Genomic DNA, 24,174 nt, shown 5'->3' with positions numbered 1-24,174 from the left:
GACCAGCCGAGCCAGACTGGACGGGCTCAGCCGGACCGGGTCAGCCGGGCCAGCCGAGCCGGACTGGACCAGCCGGACCGGGCTGGACGGGCTCAGACGGGCTCAGACGGGCTCAGCCGGACCGGGCTGGACGGGGGAGCCGGACCGGGCTGGACCGGACCGGGCGTCTGGGGCGACCTGAGACCGGATCAGGGGGCCGACTCGGCGATACTGGCGGGCATGACCCGCCTGATCCTCGCCACCCGCAATGCCGGAAAGCTCACCGAGTTGAAGGCGATCCTCGCCGACGCAGGGCTCACCCATGACCTCGTCGGCGCGGACGCCTACCCCGACATCCCCGACGTCAAGGAGACCGGCGTCACCTTCGCCGAGAACGCCCTGCTGAAGGCGCACGCCCTCGCCCAGGCCACCGGCCTGCCCGCCGTCGCCGACGACTCGGGCCTGTGCGTCGACGTCCTGAACGGCGCCCCCGGCATCTTCTCCGCCCGCTGGGCCGGCCGCCACGGCGACGACCAGGCCAACCTGGACCTGCTCCTCGCCCAGCTCTCCGACATCGACGATCCCCACCGGGGCGCCCACTTCGCCTGCGCGGCGGCGCTCGCCCTGCCCGACGGCACGGAACGCGTGGTCGAGGGCCAGTTGCTCGGCACCCTCCGCCACACCCCCGCGGGCAAGAACGGCTTCGGCTACGACCCGATCCTCCAGCCGGAGGGCGACACCCGCACCTGCGCGGAACTGACGGCTGAGGAGAAGAACGCGATCAGCCACAGGGGCAAGGCGTTCCGGGCGTTGGTACCGGTGGTGCGGGAGCTGCTGGGCTGAGTCCGGCTTGCCGAACTCCACACGCACGAAGGCCCGGTCCGGTTGCCCGGACCGGGCCTTCTTCTGCACCTGTGCGGTCGGTGGGACTCGAACCCACACGGGATTGCTCCCACGGGCACCTAAAACCCGCGCGTATAGCCTATTCCGCCACGACCGCGTAAAAACGGACATACCTTCCGTCCGTGCTGCTACGTGCCGATCAGTGTACGGGTGACTCCGTGCCCTCTGAAGGTCGCCCGGCTTTCCGGCGGCACCATGTCGACGTCAGCGCATGACAGTTCGGGCAGAGGTATCGCAGATTCTCGACCCGGTTGTCCAGCCAGTCACCGTTGACGTGATCGATCTGAAGCGTGATCGGTCGCCCCAGCCAGGTTCCAGCGTTCGCGCAGGACGCGCACATGTACCCAACTCCCAGCTCCTGGAGGGCCGAATGCAGCCGCGCCCGGTTGGGGCGAGTGGATCCCGCCGGCAGGACGACCAGCACGCGTTGCGCGGTTGAGGGTGTCGGGCGTTCAGGCCGCCCCCAAGCCCGGCGCCTGAAGTGGCCGGTGTCGAGACCGAGGCGGGAGGCCGCGCGCCGGACACGCCGGTGATTGGTGTCGTTGACGTCCATGCCGAGACCGCGCATCACGTCGGCGTAACTGGTGGAGCTCTGCACGGCATCACGCAACGCGTCATCGGCGATCGATGTGCGCCGGTGGGAGAAGTGCCCGATGTCGACGCGATGGGCCGCCAGCATGCGGCTGAGCGTCGCACGCGAGCGGCTGTCGTCCGGAACGCCCAGTGTGCGGGCCACGCCCCGCACGCTCGTGGCCGCGGCCGCGGCGGCCCTCAACTCCTCCGGGGTGAACGGCAGGTCCAGTTCGAGCCGATCCATGCCCATGAAGTGGCCGATGTCGATTCCTGCCGCGCTGATACGACGGCGGATGTGCGACAGCGTTCCCGTGGCCGGGGTGGCGCCCAGTTTCAGAGCGACTTCGCGCAGCGAGGACGACGAGGCGGCGGCCTCTGCGATGACGGCATCCGGGTACTTGCGCCACGGACTGTGCTTGACGAAGTGATGGGTGTCGAGTCCGTGACTCGCCACCTTCTCCTGTAGTACGCGGCGTTGGCCTCCGCTCGGTCTGAGACCGAGCTGCCGCATCAGATCGGTCCAGTTGCGCGACTGGGCGACGACCGGTGCGAGGCGTTCCCTGCGGTACGGGTCCGAGTCCGGCCCCACCTGACTTGGGGTGGCCCGCGCCACCGATTCGCCTGTGCTCCGCACGTCCGTGTCCCCCTCTGTTCTCGACCGCGCGTTCGCGATCTCGTACGGGTTAACGAACCGTTTATCGGACGGTTACGCCCCGTGAGGGGGCCTGGGTGAGGGTCAGTGGCCCGATGTCGCCTTCAGGCCTACCACCGAGGCCAGGAGCAGGCAGATGAAGAAGATGCGGGCGGCTGTTGCCGGTTCGCCCAGGAGGGTCATGCCGAGGATGGCCGCGCCGGCCGCTCCGATGCCCACCCAGACGCCGTAGGCCGTGCCGATGGGGAGCGACTTGGCCGCGTAGGACAGGAGGACCATGCTCGCCACGATGCCCGCGCCCGTCAGGACGCTGGGGATCGGCCGCGTGAAGCCGTCGGTGTACTTCATCCCGATCGACCAGCCGACTTCGAGCAGTCCGGCGATGATCAGCAGGAACCAGGCCATGGGACGTACCTCCGGGAGACGACGGCTGGAGCGTGCTGCGTCGTCTTTGCTGAGCCCGGTACGGCGCGTCTCGTCGGGGTCCCTCCACCGTAGCAAGGAATGGCGAAAGGGGCCGGTGACCATGGTCACCGGCCCCTTCGGGGTAGCCATGCCCTACAAGTAAAGGCCGGTCGAGTCCTCGGAGCCTTCGAAGCGGTCCGCGGCCACGGCGTGCAGATCCCGCTCGCGCATCAGCACGTAGGCGATCCCGCGGACCTCGACCTCGGCCCGGTCCTCCGGGTCGTACAGGACCCGGTCGCCCGGCTCCACCGTGCGGACGTTCTGTCCGACCGCGACGACGTCGGCCCAGGCGAGCCGGCGGCCGACGGCCGCGGTCGCGGGGATCAGGATGCCGCCGCCGGAGCGCCGCTCGCCCTCGGCGGCGTCCTGCCGCACCAGCACGCGGTCGTGCAGCATCCGGATGGGCAGCTTGTCGTCATGGGTGCTGTGCGTTTCACGGTTGGCGCTCACGCCCTGAACCTACCTGTCCCGGCCGGTTTCGTACGCGGGCGGGTCAGCGCTTGCGCCGCCGCGTCCCGACCACGAGCAGCCCGACGAGCCCCACTGCGACGAGAGCCACCGGCACGATGCGTTCCAGCCGGGGCGCGCCGTCCTCGGTGACGAACTGGCCCTTCACGTCGCCGACGACACGGTTGACGCCGACGTAGGCGCGTCCCAGGGTGTGGTCGATGTTCGAGGCGACCTTCGCCTTGGCGTCTCCGACGATCGTCTTCGGGTGCACCCGGACGCCGATCTCGTCGAGTGTGTCGGCGAGCGTTGTGCGGCGGTGCTTGATGTCCGCCTCGATCTGCGCCGGAGTCCTGGTATCCGGCGTTCTCGACGTATCCGACACCGCGCTGCCTCCGTGGTCGTGTAGGGACTGCCTGATTCGGACAGTCTGTCAGTTCGTACCGGACCGCACCCCTCGGCACCCCCCATTACGCTCGTTCCGTATCCATTCCATCCCCCCGGCCACGTGAGGTTCCGATGAGCGAGCGACTTCAGCCCGGCGACACCGCCCCCGCCTTCACCCTGCCCGACGCCGACGGCAACGAGGTCTCCCTGGCCGACCACAAGGGCCGCAAGGTCATCGTCTACTTCTACCCGGCCGCCCTCACTCCCGGCTGCACGAAGCAGGCCTGCGACTTCACGGACAACCTCGATCTGCTGGCGGGCGCCGGTTACGACGTGATCGGTGTCTCCCCCGACAAGCCCGAGAAGCTGGCCAAGTTCCGTGAGAAGGAGTCGCTGAAGGTCACCCTGGTCGGAGACCCCGACAAGACGGTCCTGGAGGCGTACGGGGCCTTCGGCGAGAAGAAGCTGTACGGCAAGACGGTCGTCGGTGTCATCCGTTCCACGGTGGTGGTGGACGAGGAGGGCAAGGTCGAGCGGGCGCTGTACAACGTGAAGGCGACCGGGCACGTGGCGAAGATCATCAAGGACCTGGGGATCTGACCGCCCCCGTACCCGCCCCGGTGCCGCCGCCCGTGGTGGTGCCACCGGTGCGGGTGCCGGTGTGAGCACCTCCGGTGTGCGCGCGGCCGCCCGTGCCACCGCTCGTGCCGTGCGTGCCCCCGGAGGCGCCGGTGCCGCCGGACCTGCCGTGGGTCTGCCCGCGCGCGGGACCCCCCTCCCGGCCTCGCTCCGGACCCAGGCCCGGCGTGTGGCCCGCCGACGGCGCCGGCCTGCTGCCGTTGGCGCCGCCCTGGCTGCCGTCGGTGGTGCCGCCGCTGTCCTGGCCGCCGGTGGTGTCCGTGGTGCCGGGGTCGTAGAGGGAGTCGTCCGGTTCCTCCGCGCCCGGCTGGAGCTGGAGGTCGAACTCCGTGTAGTCGCTCCCGTCCAGGGCGTCCCGGGTGAACTGGGCCCAGATCTGCGCGGGGTAGCCGCCGCCGTTGACACGGGCCTGTCCGAGCGCGCCGTACAGGGACTTGTGGGCGCCGGTGTCGGGGTCCTGGCCCATCACGGCGACGACGGTGGCGAGGTCGGGGGTGTAGCCCGCGAACCACGCGGCCGTGTCCTCCTCCGCGGTGCCGGTCTTGCCCGCGGCGGGTCTGCCCGCGTTCTGCGCGGCCTGTCCGGTGCCGCCGTCGACGACGCTCTGGAGCATGGAGGTCGTGGTGTCGGCCGCCTCGCGGCTCACGGCCTGGTGCTCGCCGTCGGTGCCGTCCTGAGCCGGCAGCCGGACGTTCGCCGAGCCGTCCTTGGTGATCTTCTCCACGAGGGTGTACGGGCCGTGCCTGCCGTGGTTGGCGAGGGTGGCGTAGGCCTCCGCCATGTCGAGGACGCTGGCGGTGGCCGGGCCGAGCGCGATGGAGGGGGAGGCGGTGAGGTCGGGGGTGTCGGCGGGCAGGCCGAGGGCGACGGCGGTCCGTCTCACGTCGGTGGGGCCGACGTCGACGGCCATCTGCGCGTACACCGAGTTGACCGACCGGTCGGTGGCGGTGCGCACGGAGATGTCCCCGTACGACTCGCCGTCCTCGTTCTCCGGTGCGTAGACGGCGCCGTTCCAGCCCTGGACGGGGCGCCGGTCGGTGCCGTCGTAGACGGTGTTCGGGGTGATGGGGCGGCCGTCCTCGGTCTCCGAGCCGTTCTGGACGGCGGAGGCGAACACGAACGGCTTGAAGGTGGAGCCGACCTGGTAGTCGCGGCGGGTGGCGTTGTTGACGTACTGCTTGGTGTAGTCGATGCCGCCGTACATCGCGAGGACCTTGCCGCTCGCGGGGTCGATGGCGACGCCGCCGGCGCGGACGTAGGTGTCCGCCTTGCGGTTCTTGCGGTCGAGCCGGTCCATCACCTGGTCGTTCACGGCGTGCACGAAGGCGTCCTGCTTGGACTTCTGGAGCGTGGTGGTGATGCGGTAGCCGCCGCGGGTGAGGGTGTCCTCGTCGAGGATCCCGTTCGAGGTCAGATAGGCGGTCACGGCCTGGACGAGATAGCCGCGCTGGCCCGACAGACCCGCCGAGCCCTTGGCCTGCCGGGGTGCGGGGAAGGCGACCCGGGCGCGGGCGGCCCGGGTGAGCCACTTCTGCTTGACCATGCCGTCGAGGACGTAGTTCCAGCGGGCGAGGGCTCCGGCCCTGTTCTCGGGGTGGGCGATCACGTCGTACTCGCTGGGCGCGTTGAGCAGGGCGGCGAGGTAGGCGCCCTGGCCGACGGTGAGGTCCCGGGCGTTCACGCCGTAGTAGGCCTGGGCGGCGGCCTGGATGCCGTAGGCGTTGCGGCCGTAGTAGCTGGTGTTGAGGTAGCCCTCCAGGATCTCGTCCTTGCTCTTCTCCCGGTCGAGCTTGATCGAGATGAAGAACTCCTTCACCTTGCGGGTGACGGTCTGTTCCTGGCCGAGGTAGTAGTTCTTGACGTACTGCTGGGTGATGGTCGAGCCGGACTGGCGGCCCTTGCCGGTGACGGTGTTCCAGCCGGCGCGGATCATCGCCTTGGGGTCGATGGCGGACTCGCTGTAGAAGTCGCGGTCCTCGGCGGCGAGGGTGGCGTGCTGGGCGGCCTTGGAGATGTGCTCCAGGGCGACGTTCTCGCGGTTGACGTCGCCGTCGCGGGCGAGCTGGCTGCCGTCGGCGTACAGGAAGACGTTGCTCTGCTTGACCGCCGCCGCGTTCGCCGAGGGGATGCGGACGAGGAAGTAGCCGAGCGCGAAGAGGCCGGCCAGGAGCAGGGCCGTGCCGAGGATCGTGCCGAGCACCATGCGCCAGGTGGGGACGAGTCTGCGCAGGCCGGTCCGCTTCGGCCGCTGTTTCCGCTTGCCCTGCGGCTTCTTCCGCGGCTGGGGCTGCTGCTTGGTGCCCGGCCCGCCCGGTCCCGGTCCCGGCTCCCTGGATGCCCAGCCCTGGCTGCGCTGCTGCGGCTCGTCGCTCATGTTCGCCGGACTCCTGTGTCGCGTCGTACTGTCCTGTACGCCCTCATACGCCTGGTGCGCCCCGTATTGAAGACTCTCGCACCATGTGTTCCGTTCCCCGGTCCGGCACGCGTCGCGCCGGAAAATGCCTGGCGGGCCACGCCCGGCGGGGATTAGGCTCCTGCGCTTTGGCTCAACGCTGAGGAAAGGGACGGGTTGTGGGCACGGCGCGGTTGTACGCGGCTGTCGCGGCCGGCGGGTTCCGGCGGTACGCCACCTACCGGGTCGCCACCGCCGCGGGTGTCTTCACCAACACGGTCTTCGGGCTGATCCTGGCGTATCTGTTCATGGCCCTGTGGGACAGCAAGCCGCACCTCGGCGGCTACGACCAGGCGCAGGCGCTCACCTATGTCTGGGTCAGCCAGGGCCTGCTGATGGTGGTCGCGATGATGGGCGGCGGCTTCGAGGACGAGCTGATCGAACGCATCCGTACGGGTGACATCGCGATCGACCTGTACCGGCCGGCCGATCTCCAGATGTGGTGGCTCGCCCAGGACGTGGGGCGGGCGCTGTTCCATCTGCTGGGCCGCGGTGTGGTCCCGCTGCTGTTCGGCGCGCTCGTCTTCGATCTGGCGCTGCCGTCGGATCCGCTGACCTGGCTCGCCTTCCTGGTCGCGGTCGCGCTCGGGGTGGCCGTCGGGTTCGCGATCCGGTACCTGGTGGCGCTGTCGGCGTTCTGGCTGCTCGACGGCGCGGGGGTGGCGCAGCTGACGTCCATCGCCGGGATCTTCTGTTCCGGGATGCTGCTGCCGCTGAACGTGTTCCCCGGCGCGCTCGGCGAGGTGGTGCGGGCGCTGCCCTGGTCCTCGCTGATCCAGGCGCCCGTGGACGTGCTGCTGGGCACGGCGGATCCGCTGGGAACGTACGCGGTGCAGGCCGCCTGGGCGGTCGGGCTGCTGGCGGTCGGGCGGCTGGTCCAGTCGGTGGCGACGCGAAGGGTGGTGGTCCAGGGTGGCTGACCCGGTGGAGGAGAAGGCGGCGGGGGTCGTGACCGGGCCGCCGCGTGAGGCGCCGGTCCGGGCGGTGGACTTCCGTCCGTTCGAGCGGCAGGGCGGGTACGAGCGGCTGCGGGACGGGCTGCGCGCCTACCGGCTGATCAGCGCGATGTGGATCCGCTCCACGATGGCCTACCGGGCCTCCTTCGCGATGACCGCGTTCGGGAACTTCGCGGCGACCGCGCTCGACTTCGTGGCGATCCTGCTGATGTTCTCCCGGGTCGACCGGATCGGCGGTTACAGCCTGCCCGAGGTCGCCCTGCTCTACGGGGTGTCCGGTGTCGCGTTCGGGTTCGCGGACCTCGCGCTCGGCTCGATGGACCGGCTGGGGCGCCGGGTGCGCGACGGCACCCTTGACACCCTGCTGGTGCGCCCGGTGCCGGTGCTCGCGCAGGTCGCCGCCGACCGTTTCGCGCTGCGCCGCCTCGGCCGGATCACCCAGGGCCTGCTCGTCCTCGGGTACGCGCTCACCGTCCTCGACGTCCACTGGACACCGCTCAAGGTGCTGATGATGCCGATGATGCTGCTCAGTGGCGCGGGGATCTTCTCGGCGGTGTTCGTGGCGGGCGGGGCCTTCCAGTTCGTCGCGCAGGACGCCTCCGAGGTGCAGAACTCCTTCACGTACGGCGGCAATACGCTCCTTCAGTACCCGCCGACCGTGTTCGCCAAGGACATGCTGCGCGGGGTGACCTTCGTGCTTCCGCTCGCCTTCGTCAACTGGCTGCCCGCGCTGTACGTGCTGGGGCGGCCCTATCCGCTCGACCTGCCGGTGTGGGTCGCGTTCGCACCACCGCTCGTGGCGGCGCTGTGCTGCGCGCTGGCCGGGATCGCCTGGCGCGCGGGGCTGCGCGCCTACCGCAGCACGGGAAGTTAGGAGAACGGTCGTGACCATCGCCGCAGACAGGGAACCGGCCGGTCCGGGCGGGGACCCGGGGCCGAGGACCGGGTTCATCGAGCTCGACGGGGTCGAGAAGGTCTTCGACGTGCGCAAGAAGACGGGGTTCCTGCGGGGTGAGCGGCGTCAGGTGCGGGCCGTGGACTCGATCTCGTTCACCGTCGAACGCGGTGAGATGGTCGGCTACATCGGCCCGAACGGTGCCGGGAAGTCGACCACGATCAAGATGCTCACCGGCATCCTCACCCCGTCCGCCGGCCGCCTGCGGGTCGCCGGTCTGGACCCGTCCCGCGAGCGCACCCGGGTGGCGCGCCGGATCGGGGTCGTGTTCGGGCAGCGTACGACGCTGTGGTGGGACCTTCCGCTGATCGACTCGTACCGGCTCATGCACCGGATGTACCGGGTGCCGGACGCGCGGTTCCGGGAGAACCTCGACCGCTGTGTCGAACTCCTGGAGCTGGGCGCTCTGTTGGATGTGCCGGTGCGCCAGTTGTCGCTGGGGCAGCGGATGCGCGGCGACATCGCGGCTGCGCTGCTGCACGACCCCGAGGTGCTCTATCTCGACGAGCCGACGATCGGGCTCGACGTGGTCAGCAAGGTGCGGGTCAGGGAGTTCCTGCGGGACCTGAACGCCGAGCGCGGTACGACGATCCTGCTCACCACGCACGATCTCACCGACATAGAGCAGCTGTGCCGGCGGGTGATGGTGATCGACCACGGGCGGCTGATGTACGACGGGGCGCTGAGCGGGCTGCACGAGGTGGGGGAGAGCGAGCGGACCCTGGTCGTGGACCTGGAGCGCGAACTGCCGCCGATCGAGCTGGAGTCGGCGCGGGTGGTGAAGGTGGAGGGGCCGCGTCAGTGGCTGGCCTTCCCGGCCGCGATGTCGGCGGCTCCGCTGGTGGCGCGGATCGCGGCGGACTATCCGCTGGCGGACCTCTCGGTGCGGGAGCCGGACATCGAGGCGGTCATCAGCCGTATGTACGCGGGGAAAGCGGTGTCGTAGAGGGGATTTCGGGAGGGCGGGCCGGATAGCGAGCGGGCGGGGGACCTCGTAGGCTGCTGTCCATGACCGACGAACTCCCGGAGCTGCGTGCCTCCGACGCCGATCGTGAACGAGTCGCCGAACAGCTGAGGGACGCCCTCGCGGAGGGCCGTCTCGACATGGAGGAGTTCGAGGAGCGGCTGGAGGCGACGTACACGGCCCGTACCTACGGGGAGTTGACGCCGATCACCCGTGATCTGCCGGGCGGGGTGCCCGCCCCGCGGGTCTCCATGGTCAAGCAGCCGGTGGACGACGGCAGTTGGGGTTCTCGGATCGTCGGCGGCGAGGGTTCGTCCTCGTGGGGTGTGGCGGTTCTGGGCGGCTTCGAGCGCAAGGGTCGCTGGACGGTGCCCGGGCGCTTCACCTCCTTCGCCTTCATGGGCGGCGGGGAGATCGACCTGCGCGAGGCGAACTTCGCGGACCGTGAGGTCGTCATCAACTGCTTCGCGTTCATGGGCGGGTTGAACGTGATCGTGCCGCCCGGGGTCGAGGTCGTCGTCCGCGGTATCGGCATCATGGGCGGCTTCGACCACCGTGAGGAGGGCCGGCCGGGCGATCCCGGCGCGCCCCGGGTGGTCGTCACGGGCTTCGCGTTCTGGGGCGGTGTGGGCGTGGAGCGCAAGCTCACCCGTGCCGAGCGCCAGCGGCTCAAGGAGGAGCGCCGCCAGGAGAGGCTGGAGCGCCGGGAGGCCCGCAAGGAGTTGCAGGGTTCGCGGGGCGGTGACCTCGACGACGTGCTCGACGCGGTGGACGAGGCCCGCGATCTGTGGCGCGAGCGGCACGAGGAGCGCCGTGAGCGTCATGAGGAGCGCAGGGAGCGGCACCGTGAACGCCGTGAGGACCGCCACCGGCGGCGCGGCGGCTACTGAACGACGGGCGGGCGGAAGCGCGTCGACTCCTGGAGAGCTGGCGGACGACGGCGCGTCGGGCCACTGAACACATGGCCAGGCGACGGCGTGTCGGTTCCCGGGCGGTGTCGTGCGCCGGGCGGCGGATCACAGGTCCGCCGGAACCGATCCCTTCAGGTCCCTCAGGTCGAACACCTCGGCCATCCGCCGAAAGCCCAGGTCGCTGGGGTGCAGATGATCGCCCGAGTCGTAGGCGGGGCGCAGCCGGCGCGGGTCGGACGGGTCGCGCAGCGCGGCGTCGAAGTCGACGTAGGCGTCGTACACCTTCCCGGCCCGGATCTCCGCGTTCACGGCCTGGCGCACGGCCTCCCGCGCGGCCGTGGATCCGCGGTGCCCCTGGAAGGGCATCAGGGTGGCGCCGACGACCCGCAGTCCGCGGGCGTGCGCCCGTCGTACCAGGGTCCGCAGGCCGTCGGTCACGGTGCGCGGGTCGACCTGTCGCGGGTTGCGGAGGATGTCGTTGACGCCGAGGTCGATGACGACGGCCTTGACGTTCGTACGGTCGAGGACGTCCCGTCCGAACCGGCTCAGTCCGCTGGGGTTGTCGGCGGGCCTGCCGGGTTCCGCGGCGAGGATCTGGTTGCCGCTGATGCCCTGGTTGACGACGCTGTAGCGGGGCGTGTCACCGGATCCGGCCACGGCGCGCAGCCGCTGGGAGAGGACGTCGGTCCAGCGGCGGTTGGCCCCCACGGTGGAGGTGACGCCGTCGGTGAGCGAGTCGCCGAGGACGACGACGGTGCCCGTGGTGTCGTCGCTGAGCACGTCGAGCGCGGTCAGATAGCGCCAGTACGAGGTCCGTTCGGTGTACGGGGCGGCGCTCACGTCCTCCGTGCGGTCGCCCTGGGCCACGTACGAGATCTGCTGGGCGCGCCGGTGGTAGGTGACGGGGCCGGACGGGGTCGGGGAGTACGTGGTGACGAGGACGTCCACGCCGTGCGGGATGCGCACGCGTACGGCGTCGCTCATGACCTGCCTGCCGGCCGGGATCGTGACCGCGGTGGCGCCGTCGAAGGTGAGGCGGCGCATCGTGCCGGCCGCGGCGGCGGCGTCGTTCGCGCTCGCGGCGACGGCGATCGTGGCGTGCGTGATGGCCAGCGGGGCCTGTCCGTAGAGATTGGACAGCGTGATACGGGCACTCGTACCCCCGGCGGCCGTGTGCACGACGTTGCGCACGGAGCGGCCGGCCAGCCCGTCGGGCTCCGTGCCGGGTTCGGCTCCGGCCGGGGAGGCGGACCAGGCGCCGACCCAGGTGCCGGTGGAGGCGGGGGCGGCGTCGTGCGACGTGCGGTCACCGGCGACGGCTGCCTCGGCGGTGTGACCGTCGCCGGCCGCGACACCGGCGTACATGGCTGCGGAAAGGACCACGACCACGGCGAGGACCGCGGCGAGCAGGGCATAACCGTGACGCTTGGTCATGCGGTGCGTTTCCCCTCGGACGAGGGAGCCCGAGGCTCCGATGCGGTCACTCCATGATGCGGCATGGGGGCGGAGAACTCCGACTCGCCCCCTGGGCCCGGTCGGTTCCCCCCTCCGGACAGACGCCGGGAACTCCCGAGGCGTTCCAGGAGTCGGTCAGGGAGAGAGGAGAAAGGGACAATGTGCACGGGGCGTGACGTGGTCGGCGAACGGGTGGAGTGAATGGAACGCATGAATGCGGGTGAACCGGACGGCGGCGGGACCACCGTGCCGCCGGGCCGGACGATGAACACGTTCAGCCCCGCCGACGAGGAGAAGCGCCGTGGCGTGCGCCGGATGAAGGCGACGGCCACCGGTCTGCTGCTCTTCGTCGCGCTCGTCTACGTCCTGGCCAAGTGGGCCTCGAACGAGGGCGCGGGCGCCTGGGCGGGGTATGTCGCGGCGGCCGCCGAGGCGGGCATGGTCGGTGCGCTGGCCGACTGGTTCGCGGTCACGGCTCTCTTCCGGCACCCGCTCGGCCTGCCGATCCCGCACACCGCGATCATCCCCACCAAGAAGGACCAGCTGGGCGTCTCGCTGGGCGAGTTCGTCGGCGAGAACTTCCTCTCCGAGGAGGTCGTCCGCCAGCGGCTGCGCGCGGTGGGCATCGGCAGCAGACTCGGCGCCTGGCTCGCCGACCCCGAGCACGCGGACCGGGTCACGGCCGAACTGGCCGCCGCTCTGCGGGGCGCGCTGACCGTGCTGCGCGACTCCGACGTCCAGGCCGTGGTCGGGGAGGCGATCACCCGCCGTGCGGACGCCCAGGAGATCGCGCCCGGGATGGGCAAGATGCTGGAGAAGATCGTCGTGGACGGCGGTCACCGACGGTTCGTCGACCTGGTGGTCGCCCGGGCCCATGACTGGCTGGTGTTCCACGACGCCCAGGTGATGGACGCCGTCCAGGGCGGCGCGCCCGGCTGGACCCCGCGTTTCGTCGACAAGAAGGTCGGTGAGCGGGTCTACAAGGAACTGCTCCGCTTCGTCACCGAGATGCGCGACTCCCCGTCCCATCCGGCCCGCGGCGCCCTGGACCGGTTCCTGACCGACTTCGCCTCCGACCTCCAGTCCGACACCGACACCCGTGCGCGGGTGGAGCGGCTCAAGGGCGAGGTGCTGGGCCGGGGCGAGGTCCAGGACCTCATCGCCTCCGCCTGGACGGCCGTACGGTCGATGATCGTGTCCGCGGCCGAGGACGAGCGCAGCGAACTGCGGCTGCGCGTACGGGCCTCGCTGCTGTCCCTCGGTGCCCGGATGGCGACCGACCCCAAGCTCCAGGCCAAGGTGGACAGCTGGGTGGAGGGCGCCGCCGTGTACGTGGTGACGACGTACCGCAAGGAGATCACCTCGCTGATCACGGACACGGTCGCGGGCTGGGACGCCGAGCACACGACCCGGAAGATCGAGGCGCACATCGGCCGCGACCTCCAGTTCATCCGGATCAACGGCACGGTGGTCGGCTCCCTGGCCGGACTGCTGATCTACGTGGTGTCACGGGCGTTGGGGGCTTAACCGGCCAGGGGGCGGGAACCCGGCCGGAGTTCACCCGACGGAGAGGGAACCAACCCGGTCGGGCTCGCCCGACGGAGAGGGAACCTCATGCCAGCCCCCGCCTCACCGGCCCCCGACACGGCCGCCGCCGGCACGGTCACCACGAACGTGCCGTCCCGGCTGGACCGGCTGCCGTGGTCCCGCTGGCACTGGATGATCGTGATCGGCCTGGGCACCGTCTGGATCCTGGACGGCCTGGAGGTCACGACCGTCGGCAACATCGCGGGCCGCCTCTCCGAGCCCGGCAGCGGCCTGTCCATCTCCTCGGCACAGGTCACCGGTATCGCGGCGGCTCTCTATGTGGCGGGTGCCTGTGCGGGCGCCCTGTTCTTCGGCTGGCTGACCGACCGCCACGGCCGCAAGAAGCTCTTCATGATCACGCTCGCCGTGTATCTCACGGCGACGGCCCTGACCGCCTTTTCCTTCGACGCCTGGTGGTTCTTCACCTTCCGCTTCCTCACCGGCTTCGGCATCGGCGGCGAGTACGCGGCCATCAACTCGGCGATCGACGAGCTCATCCCCGCCCGGTTCCGCGGCCGGGTAGACCTGATCATCAACGGCACCTACTGGCTCGGCGCGATCGGCGGTTCGCTGCTGTCGATCGTCATGCTGAACACGGACATCTTCCCCAAGGACCTCGGCTGGCGGCTGACCTTCGGCCTCGGCGTGGTCCTCGGCCTGGTGATCCTGCTGGTCAGGCGGCATGTGCCGGAGAGCCCGCGCTGGCAGTTCATCCACGGCCGCGGAGATGAGGCGGACCAGCTGGTCACCTCCGTGGAGGAGGAGATCGAAGAGGAACGGGGGGAACCGCTGCCGGAGGCACGGGGCGAGATCACCATCGAGCAGCGCAAGGGCATCGGCTTCGGCGCCATCGCGAAGACGGTCTTCGGCCGGTACCCGAAGCGAGCCGTGCTCGGCCTCGCCCTCTTCGTCGGCCAGGCCTTCCTCTACAACGCCATCACTTTCGGCTTCGGCTCCATCCTCACCACGTTCTTCGACGTGCCCACGGGCGGCACCGGCTACTACTTCGCCGTCATCGCGGCCGGCAACTTCCTCGGCCCGCTGCTGCTCGGCAAGCTCTTCGACACCCTGGGCCGCCGGGTGATGATCTCCTCGACGTATCTGCTCTCGGGTCTGCTGCTCTTCGTCACCGCCTGGCTCTTCGACCAGGGTTCCCTGAACGCGGTGACGATGACGGCCTGCTGGTGCGTGGTGCTGTTCTTCGCCTCGGCGGGCGCCTCCAGCGCGTATCTGACCGTCTCCGAGATCTTCCCCATGGAGACCAGGGCGATGGCCATCGCCTTCTTCTACGCCATCGGCACCGCGGCCGGCGGTATCAGCGGCCCGCTGGTCTTCGCCGACCTCACGAAGTCCGGCGTCGTCGCCGACACGGTGCTCGCCTTCCAGATCGGCGCCTCCCTGATGTGCGCCGCGGGCCTGGTCGCCGTGTTCCTCGCGGTCAAGGCCGAGCGCCGCTCCCTGGAGGACATCGCCGCCCCGCTGTCTACGGCCCCCGCGTCGGCCTCCGCGGCACGGACGACGTGAGGCTTGGCAGCCGGGCGACCGGGTGACCGGCTCGTCCGAGAGGCCCGTACGACGCGCTCGTACGGACCGGGACGCGCTCGTACGGACGCGGCCTGAGCGATCTCGCTGCCGAGCGCCGGTTCTGAGTACGCGTACTCTGTCGCGGCCCCGCCGGGCGCGGAACCCTCGTACGCATGACCGAGAAACTGCTCCGCCCCTTGCGAACGCGCCCCTGGCCGGAACGCTGGCTGACGCGTGTGCTCGGCGCCGCCCTGTCCTGCGCGGCGTACCTCGTCTGCCTGCCCTGGGACCTGCGCAACCGCCCCGAGCCGCCCGGCTCCGTGGTGGAGACCACCCCGGTGACGGGCACGGGTGTCCTCGCCCTGGCCGCCGTCCTGCTGCTCCTGGCCGTCCACTTCGGGCTCAGGGACGCGCTGGCCTGGCCCCTGCTCGTGGTCGCCGTACCTCCGGCGACCCTGCTGTACGTGTCCCTGCGGAGCCATCCAGGACCCCCGGACGGCTTCGCCGACGCCTGGCCGCTGACCTGGGCGGCCGTCACGCTCCTCGGGGCCGCCGCGGTGCTGGTCGCGAGCGCGGTGGCACGGCAGTTCAGGCCGGATCTGATGGACGCCGAGGAGGAGGAACCGGCCCTGGCGGGCCGCTGGTGAGACACCGCGGCCGGCCAGGTGACACGCTCACGCTCCCTGGCCGTGGAAGTACGCCGAGCCCTTCTCGTTGAAGTACGAGGCGTAGACGCGCCCGAGCATCGGCTTGCCGCGGTACATCCCCACGTACTGACGCGAACTGTCGACCACGACGGGCCGTGTCATACAGGCGAACTTGACCCGCTGCTGCGCCTCGGCCCACTGCACGGCCGCCGGATCGACCCGGTCGCTGACCAGCAACGGGAAGGCGCCGATGCCGTTCTGGAACCCGACCGGCAGACCGCCCTTGGTGTCCTTGGCGTACTTCATCACCTGGTCGGTGAACCCGGAGATGGCCGGCACGGTTATCTCCGGGACGGCCGCGGCCACCGTGAACAGGTGCAGCTTCGTGCCCATCCACCGCATCCGGAACTCGCCCCGCCGCCCCACGAGTACGGGCACCCCGGCCCAGTCCTCCCACCGCGTGGCACACCCGTCGGCGGTCAACTGCCGCTCCACGAAGGCCAGGTAGGCGCCTGCCGGGGACTGCTGCTGGTTTGCGTCCATGGCGGGATTTTAGGGCCCGGCGCCCGACACCGGAACGGGCGCCGCTGAACAGCCCCTAGGTCGTGTCCGCAAAGTCTCGTCTGCCCGGTGACGCCTGGCACGCTCCCCCAAGCTCTTCGAGCAGGGGGGACCCCCACTCGCCGCACCGGGCGAAGACCCAAGTACGTCCAGTACGAGGGTCTTCGCCCGGCACGCCGAGAGCACGCTCCCCCGAGCTCTCGGCTCCGCTCGAGCAGGGGGGACCCCCATGATGCCGCCGGGCCCGCCCTCCGGGCGGACGACGCGACCTTGCGGACACGACCTAGGCGCCTGTCGTGGACCCCGGCCGGATGATCATCAGGACGGTGACGGCGGCCCACAGCAGGTTGAAGATCCCGGTGAACATGGCGAGCCGCACGGTGGCCGCAGGGTCCACGGCCTTCTCGCCGGCCGTTCCCTCCAGGATCGCGCCCTGCCGGGGCAGCACGAGCGCGGCGAGGACGACGGCCGCGAGCGCGGTCAGCGCGATCGAGACGATCAGCCAGGTGTCGCCCAGTACACCCATGTCGCTCGCCGTGGCGAACCCGAACACGGGGACGACGACGCCGGCCACCGCGTACACCTGGCAGATGCGGTGCAGCAGCCGGACGGTGGCGAGGGCACCCGGGTCGTCCGGCGCTTCGAGAGCCTTGCGCGCGGCCGGCGGGAACATGCTCGCGGCGACGGCGACGGGCCCGACGGCGACGATCGCGGCGATGACATGGACGGCGAGGAGGAACTTGGTCACGGGGTGACGGTAGGGGGTCGGGCGGATCATGGAGAAGTGGCACTTCTGCCAGGACCCAACGGATTCCGGCCACACCGTCTCCGGCTGTTCCAGCCCTGATCAGATGCCGACAAGCGGTTGCACTGGCATGACGAGAACCCGGTGATTGTCTAGGCTCTGGCCATGCACACCGTGGCCGTACTGGCCCTCGACCAGGTCATCCCGTTCGATCTCGCCGCCCCGATCGACACCTTCGGCTGGGCGCGGCTGCCCGACGGCCGCCCCGCGTACCGGACGCGGGTGTGTTCGGTGACGGCGGACGCGGAGGTGAACGCGGGCGCGTTCACCCTGCGCGCCCCGTACGGCCTGGAGGCCCTGGCGGAGGCCGACACGATCATCGTGCCGGGCGTGGCCGACCCGTCCGCCCCGCTCCCGCCGGGCGTCGCGGAGGCGCTGCGCGCTGCGGCCGCGAACGGCACCCGGATCGCCTCGGTCTGCGTCGGCGCGTTCGTCCTCGCCGCGACGGGCCTGCTGGACGGGCTGCGGGCGACCACGCACTGGGTCGCGGCCGGGGAACTGGCGGCCAGGTACCCGGCGGTGACCGTGGACCCGAACGTGCTCTACGTCGACAACGGCCGGTTGCTCACCTCGGCGGGGGCGTCGGCGGCGCTGGACATGTGCCTCCACATGATCCGCAAGGACCACGGTTCGGCGGTCGCCGCACACGCGGCCCGGCTGTCCGTGATGCCGCTCGAACGGGAGGGCGGCCAGGCCCAGTTCATCGTCCACGGGCGGCCGCCGGCCCCGGCGGGCACGACCATGGAGCCGCTGCTGGCCTGGCTGGAGGAGAACGCGGACCGTGAGCTGACCCTGGAGGACATCGCACTCCACGCGGGCACGAGCACCCGCACCCTCAACCGCCGCTTCCGCGAACAGACCGGCACGACCCCGCTCCAGTGGCTGCACCGGGCCCGGGTGCGCCGTGCCCAGTACCTCCTGGAGACGACCACGTACCCGGTCGAGCGCATCGCCACCCAGGCGGGCTTCGGCTCCCCGACGGCGTTCCGGGACCGCTTCAAACGCGTGGTGGGGACGAGCCCGTACGCGTACCGGAGGGCATTCCGCGGGGCGGAGGCCCCGGCTTCCTGAGGGCTTCGGTACCACCCGGGGTTCGGGTGTCGGTCCGCCCGGCCCCGGCTCAGGCGCGGGTCCGCGCGATCTCGGCTCAGCGGCGGGTCTGTCCGACCGAGGGCTCGGGCGGAAGCATGTCTGACCCGGCTCAGGCGGGGGTCTGCCCGGCTCGGCTCGCCTGGCCGGAGGTCTGCCCCATCCGGCTCGGCCGGGGGTCTGCCCGGCTCCGGGCTCAGGCGCGTCGGCCGGCGACGGCCCAGGAGGCGAGGGCCATGGCGCCGGCGACACCGAAGACGGCGGGCCAGGCGCCGACCTTCTTGGCCAGGGGGTGCGACCCGGCGAACGCGGCGACGTACCCGGCGGTCAGCACTCCGGCGGCCGTCCCGCCGGCCTCCTGCTTCCACTGCCGGGCGGCGGCGACTCCGGCGACGGCGAGGACGACCCCGCCGAGCTGCCGCTTCCTCGTCCACCGGGCGACGCCGTACCCACCGACAAGCCCCCCGGCGGCCACCACCGCGGCCGGTACCTTCGCCATGACTGCCTCCTTGTTCGCCCCCGAGGCTAGCGCCCGAGCTGACCCGAGTGACGCGCCCCCCTGGCATACGGATGGCGAGTCAACTCGTGATCGAGGCGTACGAGCTCACATCGGCAGGAAGTTCGTGGTGCAGATCCCAGGTGATCGCCATGGGCTTGCTGCCGGAGTGTTCGAAGTAGGTGGCCGGTCCCAGCAGCATCCACGGCTCGGCCTTGCCGATGCTGTTGCGCTTGTAGCGGCGCAGGAAAAGAAGGACATGGCTCCCGAGTTCGTCGTGCTGCTGGTAACGCAAGCCAGTCGCGGAGTCCGCCGGAGTGGTGCTCTGCGACTCCCAGTGGAATCGGGTTGGACTGAGGGCGTAGTCCTTGTAGCGGACTGTGGGAGAGAAGTCCCGTTCGCTCTTCTCCAGGGTGATGAGGAGGGCATCGGTCTTGAGTTCCTCCACCCAACGCACTCCTTGTCCGAAATCTCTCGGCATTTGACCGTTCAGTCGCGCCACTCCCAAGGCCGAGAGGATTTCGGAACGGTTGTAGGAGCTGTGAATCTTCAAGGGAACGTGAGTGAGGGAGCCTTCTAGTAGGAGGGGGTAGTGGTCCGCCTCTTCGAGGGCGTGTGAGAGAACCTGTTGCAACTCGTCGCGCAACATAGGTTGGGATCGCAGTGACTCAAGTCCCTGGCGGTAGCTGGAAAAACCGCCACCGTTGTCCCACAGGTTGAAAAAGAGCATGCGGGCGTATGCCGCATCCTGCACGGTCAGGGAGTCGTAGTCAGGGGCGTCATCTGCGAGTAGACGTAGGTACGTGTGGATGCGCTGAGGATCGTCGACGTGCAGGAAGGCATGGACGCGCTTGAGGAGTTCTGCCTCGCCTGGCGGCGCCTCTTCGCGGATGAAATCAGCCTTGCGCAGCACCTTGGTCCAGGAGTTGTCGCTCTTATAGAGCTCTTGGATGTCCCGACGGCTCTCGCGTAGATACTCTGCCAGGCGCGGGGTGCTGTAGTCCCTGACTTCCTTGGCCAACGTGGTGATGGTGGCCTTGAGCTGCGTACGGATGTTGTCCAGGACGAGGTCCTTGGACTTGCCTTCCAGGATGATCTGGCAGCCGGAAGGCAACTGCGGGAATCCCTGCTCGATTCCGTTGACGAGCCGGTTGCGGGACAGATTTGTCAGGGCCCGGAACTGTTCTTCGAAGCGGAACTCTGCTCGATGCTGACCGATGAAATCGAGCACGGTCAGGACCGGCTTGTTCGGTGTGCGGCGCAGACCACGCCCAAGCTGCTGGAGGAAGACGGTCGCACTGTTGGTCGGGCGCAGCAGCAGAAGCGTGTCAACGTCAGGGATGTCCAGACCCTCGTTGAAGAGGTCAACAGAGAAAATCACTTGAATGCGACCTGCTTTGAGATCGTCAAGTGTCTGCGTACGAACCTCGGGGCGGCAGTCGCTGTCGAGAGCCGCCGCTTGGAATCCCGCGCGACGGAAGCAGTCCGCCATGAAGTGTGCATGTGCCTTGGATACGCAAAATCCGAGGGCCCGCATGGACGCGGGGTTCGAGAGTTTGTCCTCAACCTGCTTGATGACGATACGCGCCCGAGCCTCGTCACCTGTGTAGAGATGGCCGAGTTGATCTCGGTCGTAGTTACCCGAACGCCAGTTGAGGCGAGTCAGGTCCGTGCCGTCAGGAATCCCGAAGTAATGAAAGGGGCAGAGTAGGTCGTTCTCCAAGGCCTCCCAGAGGCGAAGCTCCGCAGCGATGCGTCCATCGAAATACTCGTTTTGCACACTGCGACCATCCATGCGCTCCGGGGTCGCGGTGAGACCGAGTAGTTGGCCCGGCTTAAAGTGGTTGATCACCCGTCGGTAGGTCTCGGCCGTGGCATGGTGGAACTCATCGATGACGATGACGTCAAAGTGTTCGGGGTCGAGCTGTTCCAGGCGCTGAAGATTGAGTGATTGGACGCTGGCGAAGACATGTGTCCAATCGCGTGGCTCTTTGCCGCCGTGGAGGAGCTCACCGAACGAGGCGTTGTCCAGTACCTCTCGGTAGGTGCGCAGGGACTGGTTCAGAATCTCCTTACGGTGAGCGACGAAGAGCAGGCGGGGAAACTCGCCGCCGCGTTTGTCACGCATCTCGCGATAGTCCAGCGCTGCCATGACCGTTTTACCCGTACCCGTCGCGGCGACCAGGAGATTTCGGTTGCGGTCGCGGATATCGCGCTCGACGCGGAGGCGCTCCAGCATGTCCTTCTGGTGGGGGAGGGGGTGTACTTCAAGGCCCGAGAGGCTGATCTTGAGTTCTCCAGCAGGGCCCGTGCCACCCGCCCTGGCAAGTGCCTCAGCGAGCCGCTCGCCGTCTCGGTCAGGGTCGTACGCCTCGAAGGCGGTGTCGGCCCAGTAGGCGTCGAAGGTCGCCTCGAACTTATCGAGCACCCTCGGTGTGGCGACTGAGGACAGCCGCACGTTCCACTCCAAGCCGTCGAGTAGGGCAGCCTTGGAGAGGTTCGAACTGCCGACATATGCGGTGTCGAACCCTGTGTTGCGCCGGAACAACCATGCTTTGGCGTGCAAGCGCGTTGATCTGATCTCGTAGTTGACCTTCACCTGGGCGCCGAACTCGCGAACCAGTCGGTCCAAGGCGTGTCGGTCAGTGGCGCCGATGTAGGTAGTGGTGATGACCCGGATGGGGACCCCACGCTCTTTGGCCGCACGGAGCGAGTCCTCCAGAACCCTTATCCCGTACCACTTCACGAACGCGCAGAGCAGATCGATGCGGTCCGCGGTGGCGAGCTCGGCCCGTAGTTCCGCGCCCAAGCTCGGGTCATCCGGCGCATTGGTGATCAGTGCTGTTTCGGACAGGGGAGTCAGGGGCCTGATGGCGTAGGCGCCTGGAGCCTCCCGCTCAGCCAAGGCCAAGAGCTGACGAGGACCGTCGACGATCGTGGGCGTCGGCTCGTTTGCATCCGAGTCCGGCACGCTGCTGACAAGGGACTGCATGATCTGGTTGGCCGCGGCTACCTGCTTGTCATGAGGCAGCCGGCTCAACCGCCGTCCCACGGCCTCGCCGATGTAGCGCGCCAGGACATGGGGTGACGACTCGGCACTGACCTCAGCGTGAATCGGCTTCCAACCGGCCGCGTTCAGCTGGTCGATCTGTGCCTGCACGCCTTCGGTAATCAGTTCCTCGTACACACCCGCAACAGGTTGTGACAGATCCCCGGACTGAACCACGATGGCCCCCCTGATCGCTCATTGCGTCATGCACAGTTCTAACAGGGGCCACTGACACGAGCGGGTCGCGGATGAAGGATGCAAGCGAAGGTGCACCCCGACTGACGCGTAGCTCGGGATGCACCTTCATGGGAACAACGGAGCGTGGCGGTGCCGCCGGCCCTTACGCGGCTCCGTGGCACTCCCCATAAGCAGCCCCCGACCCGCACCAGCACCCAGCCCCCCGCTGCGGGGGCCAGGCCACCGCAAGGCCTCGGGCTGCCAGGGTCGTCGCGTACTGGGGGAGCAGGGTCGTGTCCGCGGGGGACGAGGCCTCCGAGGCGGCGAAGGCCTCGTAGGAGGGGACCGTGGCGGTGACGATGCCGAGGTTCGGGGTGCCCGAGCCGGCCAGTTCGCGCAGGGAGGCCTCTATCGTCGCGAGGTGCTCGTCGTGGGACGGGTACTCGGTGGTGAGGTCCGGGTACGCCGAGGTCAGTTCGATGAGTTCGGGGGCCGACCAGTGCAGGACCGCCACCGGGAACGGGCGGGACAACGCCTCGCGGTAGGTGCCCAGTTCGGCCTGGAGGCGGGTGATCTCGGCCTGGAGTTCCGCCGGGTTGTCCGAGCCGAGGGACCAGACCCGCTTCGGGTCGTGGAGCTCGTCCAGGGAGATCGGGGACGAGTGCAGGGTGTCGGCCAGCGCGTCCCACTCGTCGTGCGCCGCGCCCAGCATGCGGCGCACACGGTGACGGCCGAAGAGGAGGGGGAGCGTGGAGTACGGGGGTTCGGCCACGTCCGTCAGGAGCAGGGTCGTTCCCTCGGTGAAGGTGTCCTGGGCCGCCTCCAGTTCGTCGTGCGACTCCAGGGCCTCCGCCACGATGACCCAGGGGGCCGGGTCGCGCGGGGCCGCGGCCCTGACTCCGTCGATGATCGCGCGGGCCTCGGCCTCGTGGTCGTACTCCCACAGGTTCGACGCCTTGAGGGCGCGTACCAGATACGGCTTCTCCAGGGGAGCGTCCGAGGCGAGGAGGCGGTCGTAGAGGGTGGTGGCGCCGGGGCGGTCGCCGGCCAGTTCGAGGTGGGCCGCTGCCTGTAGCAGCAGGTGCTCGGCGTCCTCCGGGTACAGGCCGGCGGTCCGCTCCAGGCGAGCCGCTTCGGCGGTGTGGTCGACGTTCTCGGCAGGCGTGTCGGGGCGCATGGTGGACACCGTACTGCCGCCGGGCCGCCAAGGAGAGAGACCTGCTGGCCAGAGACGCGGGAGTCCCCGAGGGCATATTCGCGAAGGCCGGAACGGTGGAATGTCTGGAAGTTCCGGAGGGTGTGGAAGTTCCGGAGGGTGCGGAAGGGGGTCTCATGCCGTCAGCCGTCAGCCGTCAGCCGTCAGCCGTCAGCCGTCAGCCGTCAGCCGTCAGCCGTCAGCCGCCAACGGGCAACCTCTCCGCCGTCCGCACCGACCTCGTCGCGAAAGGCACCGTCTGGGACTCGCCGTTCAGATAGGGGTCTCAAGGGGCGTGCGGAGGTCGCCGGTTCCGCGGGGCGGGGTGCCCGGGGCGCCCAGGAGCCGCGCGGGGCTGGAGAGTTGGCGAGGTGGGGCCTATCGTGCGCCCGGCGAGGGAGGTGTACGGATGCGGGCTCCGGGGGTCGTGCACCACGGAACGCGGCGACGGCGTGCCGCGTACCGGCGAGCCGTCTGGAGCGGTGCCGAGGTGCTCGTCACCGTCGGTGTGGTGCTGCTCCTCCTGGTCGTGCACCAGTTGTGGTGGACCAACCGGGAGGCGCGCCAGGGGGCCGAGCGCAAGGTGCAGGCGCTGGAGCGGGTGTGGGGTACCCCGGTCCAGGGGCATGCCGGCGGGGATGTCGGCCCCGGGATGAGCTCCGGTTCAGGTGGGGGCGGCGGGGGGAGCGGTGCCGGCGTCGGGACGGCAGGGCGGAAGACCGGGTCCGGGTCCGGAGGCGGCGGCGGTCAGGCGCGGCCCCGTCGGTCCCAGGCCTACGCGATCCTCGGCATTCCGCGGCTGTCCCTGCGGGTGCCGGTCGCGGAGGGTGTAGGCAAGGCTGATGTCCTCAACAAGGGCTACGTCGGCCACTACAAGGCGACCCAGCAGCCGGGTCAGGCGGGGAACTTCGCGCTCGCCGGGCACCGGAACACACACGGTGAGCCCTTCCGGTACCTCCCGAGACTCCGGCGCGGTGACACGATCACCGTCGAGACGAAGGCCGCCGTCTACACGTACACCGTCGACCGGACGCTCCCGCGGACCTCCGCCCGGGACGTCGGGGTGATCCGCCCGGTGCCGCGCAGCACCGTCCGGCCGTCGTACGGGTACAGCCTGCCCGGCTACTACATCACGCTCACCACGTGCGCCCCCGAGTACACCTCCCGGTACCGCATGGCGGTGTGGGGCAAGCTCACCTCCGTGCGGCCCCGCTGACGAGCACCAGTTCCGCGACGGCCACGGGTTCCGCCGTCACTCCCGCGGAGGCGGCACCCGTGAGCGCCGGCCCTGGCGGTCACCGCCCGC

At 69.8% G+C, this 24,174-nt stretch carries 22 protein-coding genes, 1 tRNA gene and 1 riboswitch; of the genes, 11 read left to right on the top strand and 12 right to left on the bottom strand.

The genetic code is table 11. From position 1 onward, the window contains the following. Window positions 1-219: 219 nt before the first annotated feature. Window positions 220-822, top strand: a complete 603-nt coding sequence (gene rdgB, locus ACZ4AA_RS03830; protein ID WP_467594680.1) for an RdgB/HAM1 family non-canonical purine NTP pyrophosphatase — start codon at window positions 220-222, stop codon at window positions 820-822. 72 nt (window positions 823-894) lie between these two features. Here rdgB and ACZ4AA_RS03825 read toward each other — a convergent pair. The 5 genes from ACZ4AA_RS03825 to ACZ4AA_RS03805 all read right to left on the bottom strand — a co-directional run bounded on the left by ACZ4AA_RS03825 (window position 895) and on the right by ACZ4AA_RS03805 (window position 3,404). Continuing rightward, window positions 895-979, bottom strand: a tRNA-Leu gene (locus tag ACZ4AA_RS03825). 42 nt (window positions 980-1,021) lie between these two features. Continuing rightward, window positions 1,022-2,089: an HNH endonuclease signature motif containing protein gene (locus ACZ4AA_RS03820; RefSeq protein WP_467594676.1), complete on the bottom strand. Its 1,068-nt coding sequence runs from the start codon at window positions 2,087-2,089 to the stop codon at window positions 1,022-1,024. A 102-nt stretch (window positions 2,090-2,191) separates the two neighbouring features. Further along, window positions 2,192-2,512: a quaternary ammonium compound efflux SMR transporter SugE gene (sugE, locus tag ACZ4AA_RS03815; protein WP_467594672.1), complete on the bottom strand. Its 321-nt coding sequence runs from the start codon at window positions 2,510-2,512 to the stop codon at window positions 2,192-2,194. A gap of 34 nt (window positions 2,513-2,546) precedes the next feature. Next, a riboswitch (guanidine-III (ykkC-III) riboswitch) is annotated at window positions 2,547-2,616 on the bottom strand. 49 nt (window positions 2,617-2,665) lie between these two features. After that, window positions 2,666-2,968, bottom strand: a complete 303-nt coding sequence (locus ACZ4AA_RS03810; protein WP_103554526.1) for a GroES family chaperonin — start codon at window positions 2,966-2,968, stop codon at window positions 2,666-2,668. Window positions 2,969-3,065: 97 nt separating this feature from the next. Further along, on the bottom strand, window positions 3,066-3,404 hold the full coding sequence (locus ACZ4AA_RS03805) for a DUF3618 domain-containing protein (protein WP_329299906.1): 339 nt from the start codon (window positions 3,402-3,404) through the stop codon (window positions 3,066-3,068). Window positions 3,405-3,538: 134 nt separating this feature from the next. Here ACZ4AA_RS03805 and bcp point away from each other — a divergent pair, with 134 nt between their 5' ends. Further along, window positions 3,539-4,006 carry a thioredoxin-dependent thiol peroxidase gene (bcp, locus tag ACZ4AA_RS03800; RefSeq protein WP_037619171.1) on the top strand — a complete coding sequence of 156 codons (468 nt, stop codon included), beginning with the start codon at window positions 3,539-3,541 and terminating at the stop codon, window positions 4,004-4,006. Here the strand turns inward: bcp and ACZ4AA_RS03795 are convergent. After that, a complete protein-coding gene (locus ACZ4AA_RS03795) occupies window positions 3,987-6,419 on the bottom strand; it encodes a transglycosylase domain-containing protein (protein ID WP_467594665.1) in 2,433 nt (810 codons plus the stop codon). The genes bcp and ACZ4AA_RS03795 overlap by 20 nt on opposite strands. Window positions 6,420-6,616: 197 nt before the next feature. Between ACZ4AA_RS03795 and ACZ4AA_RS03790 the strand changes: the two genes are divergently transcribed. The 4 genes from ACZ4AA_RS03790 (at window position 6,617) to ACZ4AA_RS03775 (ending at window position 10,262) form a co-directional block, all read left to right on the top strand. Continuing rightward, window positions 6,617-7,417, top strand: coding sequence for an ABC transporter permease (locus ACZ4AA_RS03790; RefSeq protein WP_467594661.1), 801 nt, complete (start codon window positions 6,617-6,619; stop codon window positions 7,415-7,417). Continuing rightward, window positions 7,410-8,327, top strand: coding sequence for an ABC transporter permease (locus ACZ4AA_RS03785; protein ID WP_467594658.1), 918 nt, complete (start codon window positions 7,410-7,412; stop codon window positions 8,325-8,327). Before ACZ4AA_RS03790 ends, ACZ4AA_RS03785 begins: the two co-directional genes overlap by 8 nt. A 16-nt stretch (window positions 8,328-8,343) precedes the next feature. Beyond that, the gene (locus ACZ4AA_RS03780) at window positions 8,344-9,354 is read left to right on the top strand and encodes an ABC transporter ATP-binding protein (RefSeq protein WP_467595144.1); all 1,011 of its coding nucleotides are present in this window, start codon (window positions 8,344-8,346) and stop codon (window positions 9,352-9,354) included. 62 nt (window positions 9,355-9,416) lie between these two features. Beyond that, complete coding sequence (locus tag ACZ4AA_RS03775; RefSeq protein WP_467594655.1) at window positions 9,417-10,262, top strand: DUF1707 SHOCT-like domain-containing protein; 846 nt, start codon at window positions 9,417-9,419, stop codon at window positions 10,260-10,262. A 126-nt stretch (window positions 10,263-10,388) separates the two neighbouring features. Here ACZ4AA_RS03775 and ACZ4AA_RS03770 read toward each other — a convergent pair whose 3' ends face one another. After that, on the bottom strand, window positions 10,389-11,717 hold the full coding sequence (locus ACZ4AA_RS03770; protein ID WP_467594652.1) for an SGNH/GDSL hydrolase family protein: 1,329 nt from the start codon (window positions 11,715-11,717) through the stop codon (window positions 10,389-10,391). A 222-nt stretch (window positions 11,718-11,939) separates the two neighbouring features. On the opposite strand from ACZ4AA_RS03770, the gene ACZ4AA_RS03765 reads away from it, so the two are divergent. The 3 genes from ACZ4AA_RS03765 to ACZ4AA_RS03755 all read left to right on the top strand — a co-directional run bounded on the left by ACZ4AA_RS03765 (window position 11,940) and on the right by ACZ4AA_RS03755 (window position 15,496). Further along, entirely contained in the window at window positions 11,940-13,265 is a 1,326-nt protein-coding gene (locus ACZ4AA_RS03765; RefSeq protein ID WP_467594650.1) for a DUF445 domain-containing protein, read from the top strand. Between the two features lie 87 nt (window positions 13,266-13,352). Beyond that, a complete protein-coding gene (locus ACZ4AA_RS03760; RefSeq protein WP_467594646.1) occupies window positions 13,353-14,849 on the top strand; it encodes an MFS transporter in 1,497 nt (498 codons plus the stop codon). A gap of 173 nt (window positions 14,850-15,022) precedes the next feature. After that, window positions 15,023-15,496 (top strand): hypothetical protein, encoded by a 474-nt coding sequence (locus ACZ4AA_RS03755; protein ID WP_467594641.1) that lies wholly within the window; start codon window positions 15,023-15,025, stop codon window positions 15,494-15,496. A 27-nt stretch (window positions 15,497-15,523) separates the two neighbouring features. Here ACZ4AA_RS03755 and ACZ4AA_RS03750 read toward each other — a convergent pair whose 3' ends face one another. Continuing rightward, window positions 15,524-16,039, bottom strand: coding sequence for a levansucrase (locus ACZ4AA_RS03750; RefSeq protein ID WP_467594638.1), 516 nt, complete (start codon window positions 16,037-16,039; stop codon window positions 15,524-15,526). Between the two features lie 301 nt (window positions 16,040-16,340). Then, window positions 16,341-16,805 carry a DUF2269 family protein gene (locus tag ACZ4AA_RS03745; protein WP_467594635.1) on the bottom strand — a complete coding sequence of 155 codons (465 nt, stop codon included), beginning with the start codon at window positions 16,803-16,805 and terminating at the stop codon, window positions 16,341-16,343. A 162-nt stretch (window positions 16,806-16,967) separates the two neighbouring features. Between ACZ4AA_RS03745 and ACZ4AA_RS03740 the strand changes: the two genes are divergently transcribed. Continuing rightward, on the top strand, window positions 16,968-17,933 hold the full coding sequence (locus ACZ4AA_RS03740) for a GlxA family transcriptional regulator (RefSeq protein ID WP_467594632.1): 966 nt from the start codon (window positions 16,968-16,970) through the stop codon (window positions 17,931-17,933). A gap of 214 nt (window positions 17,934-18,147) precedes the next feature. Here the strand turns inward: ACZ4AA_RS03740 and ACZ4AA_RS03735 are convergent, their stop codons facing one another. From ACZ4AA_RS03735 to ACZ4AA_RS03725, 3 genes are all read right to left on the bottom strand, one after another. Beyond that, on the bottom strand, window positions 18,148-18,450 hold the full coding sequence (locus ACZ4AA_RS03735; protein WP_467594629.1) for a hypothetical protein: 303 nt from the start codon (window positions 18,448-18,450) through the stop codon (window positions 18,148-18,150). A 79-nt stretch (window positions 18,451-18,529) separates the two neighbouring features. Then, window positions 18,530-21,673, bottom strand: coding sequence for a DEAD/DEAH box helicase (locus ACZ4AA_RS03730; protein ID WP_467594625.1), 3,144 nt, complete (start codon window positions 21,671-21,673; stop codon window positions 18,530-18,532). 163 nt (window positions 21,674-21,836) lie between these two features. Next, on the bottom strand, window positions 21,837-22,850 hold the full coding sequence (locus ACZ4AA_RS03725; protein ID WP_467594622.1) for an SEC-C domain-containing protein: 1,014 nt from the start codon (window positions 22,848-22,850) through the stop codon (window positions 21,837-21,839). Between the two features lie 427 nt (window positions 22,851-23,277). On the opposite strand from ACZ4AA_RS03725, the gene ACZ4AA_RS03720 reads away from it, so the two are divergent. Next, window positions 23,278-24,084 (top strand): class E sortase, encoded by an 807-nt coding sequence (locus ACZ4AA_RS03720; protein WP_467594619.1) that lies wholly within the window; start codon window positions 23,278-23,280, stop codon window positions 24,082-24,084. Window positions 24,085-24,174 lie beyond the last annotated feature (90 nt).

The sequence above is a fragment of the Streptomyces sp. NPDC024698 genome, assembly GCF_055559015.1.
Note: the sequence above shows the minus strand (reverse complement) of the source record. Positions and strands in the feature narration are given on the sequence as shown.

Excerpts from the sequence above, each read along its gene's own strand:
- ACZ4AA_RS03770 (WP_467594652.1), bottom strand. The coding sequence starts at position 11,717 with ATGACCAAGCGTCACGGTTATGCCCTGCTCGCCGCGGTCCTCGCCGTG.
- sugE (WP_467594672.1), bottom strand. The coding sequence starts at position 2,512 with ATGGCCTGGTTCCTGCTGATCATCGCCGGACTGCTCGAAGTCGGCTGG.
- ACZ4AA_RS03755 (WP_467594641.1), top strand. The coding sequence starts at position 15,023 with ATGACCGAGAAACTGCTCCGCCCCTTGCGAACGCGCCCCTGGCCGGAA.
- ACZ4AA_RS03735 (WP_467594629.1), bottom strand. The coding sequence starts at position 18,450 with ATGGCGAAGGTACCGGCCGCGGTGGTGGCCGCCGGGGGGCTTGTCGGT.
- ACZ4AA_RS03760 (WP_467594646.1), top strand. The coding sequence starts at position 13,353 with ATGCCAGCCCCCGCCTCACCGGCCCCCGACACGGCCGCCGCCGGCACG.
- ACZ4AA_RS03775 (WP_467594655.1), top strand. The coding sequence starts at position 9,417 with ATGACCGACGAACTCCCGGAGCTGCGTGCCTCCGACGCCGATCGTGAA.
- ACZ4AA_RS03795 (WP_467594665.1), bottom strand. The coding sequence starts at position 6,419 with ATGAGCGACGAGCCGCAGCAGCGCAGCCAGGGCTGGGCATCCAGGGAG.
- ACZ4AA_RS03720 (WP_467594619.1), top strand. The coding sequence starts at position 23,278 with ATGCGGGCTCCGGGGGTCGTGCACCACGGAACGCGGCGACGGCGTGCC.
- rdgB (WP_467594680.1), top strand. The coding sequence starts at position 220 with ATGACCCGCCTGATCCTCGCCACCCGCAATGCCGGAAAGCTCACCGAG.
- ACZ4AA_RS03765 (WP_467594650.1), top strand. The coding sequence starts at position 11,940 with ATGGAACGCATGAATGCGGGTGAACCGGACGGCGGCGGGACCACCGTG.
- ACZ4AA_RS03740 (WP_467594632.1), top strand. The coding sequence starts at position 16,968 with ATGCACACCGTGGCCGTACTGGCCCTCGACCAGGTCATCCCGTTCGAT.
- ACZ4AA_RS03725 (WP_467594622.1), bottom strand. The coding sequence starts at position 22,850 with ATGCGCCCCGACACGCCTGCCGAGAACGTCGACCACACCGCCGAAGCG.
- ACZ4AA_RS03810 (WP_103554526.1), bottom strand. The coding sequence starts at position 2,968 with ATGCTGCACGACCGCGTGCTGGTGCGGCAGGACGCCGCCGAGGGCGAG.
- ACZ4AA_RS03750 (WP_467594638.1), bottom strand. The coding sequence starts at position 16,039 with ATGGACGCAAACCAGCAGCAGTCCCCGGCAGGCGCCTACCTGGCCTTC.
- bcp (WP_037619171.1), top strand. The coding sequence starts at position 3,539 with ATGAGCGAGCGACTTCAGCCCGGCGACACCGCCCCCGCCTTCACCCTG.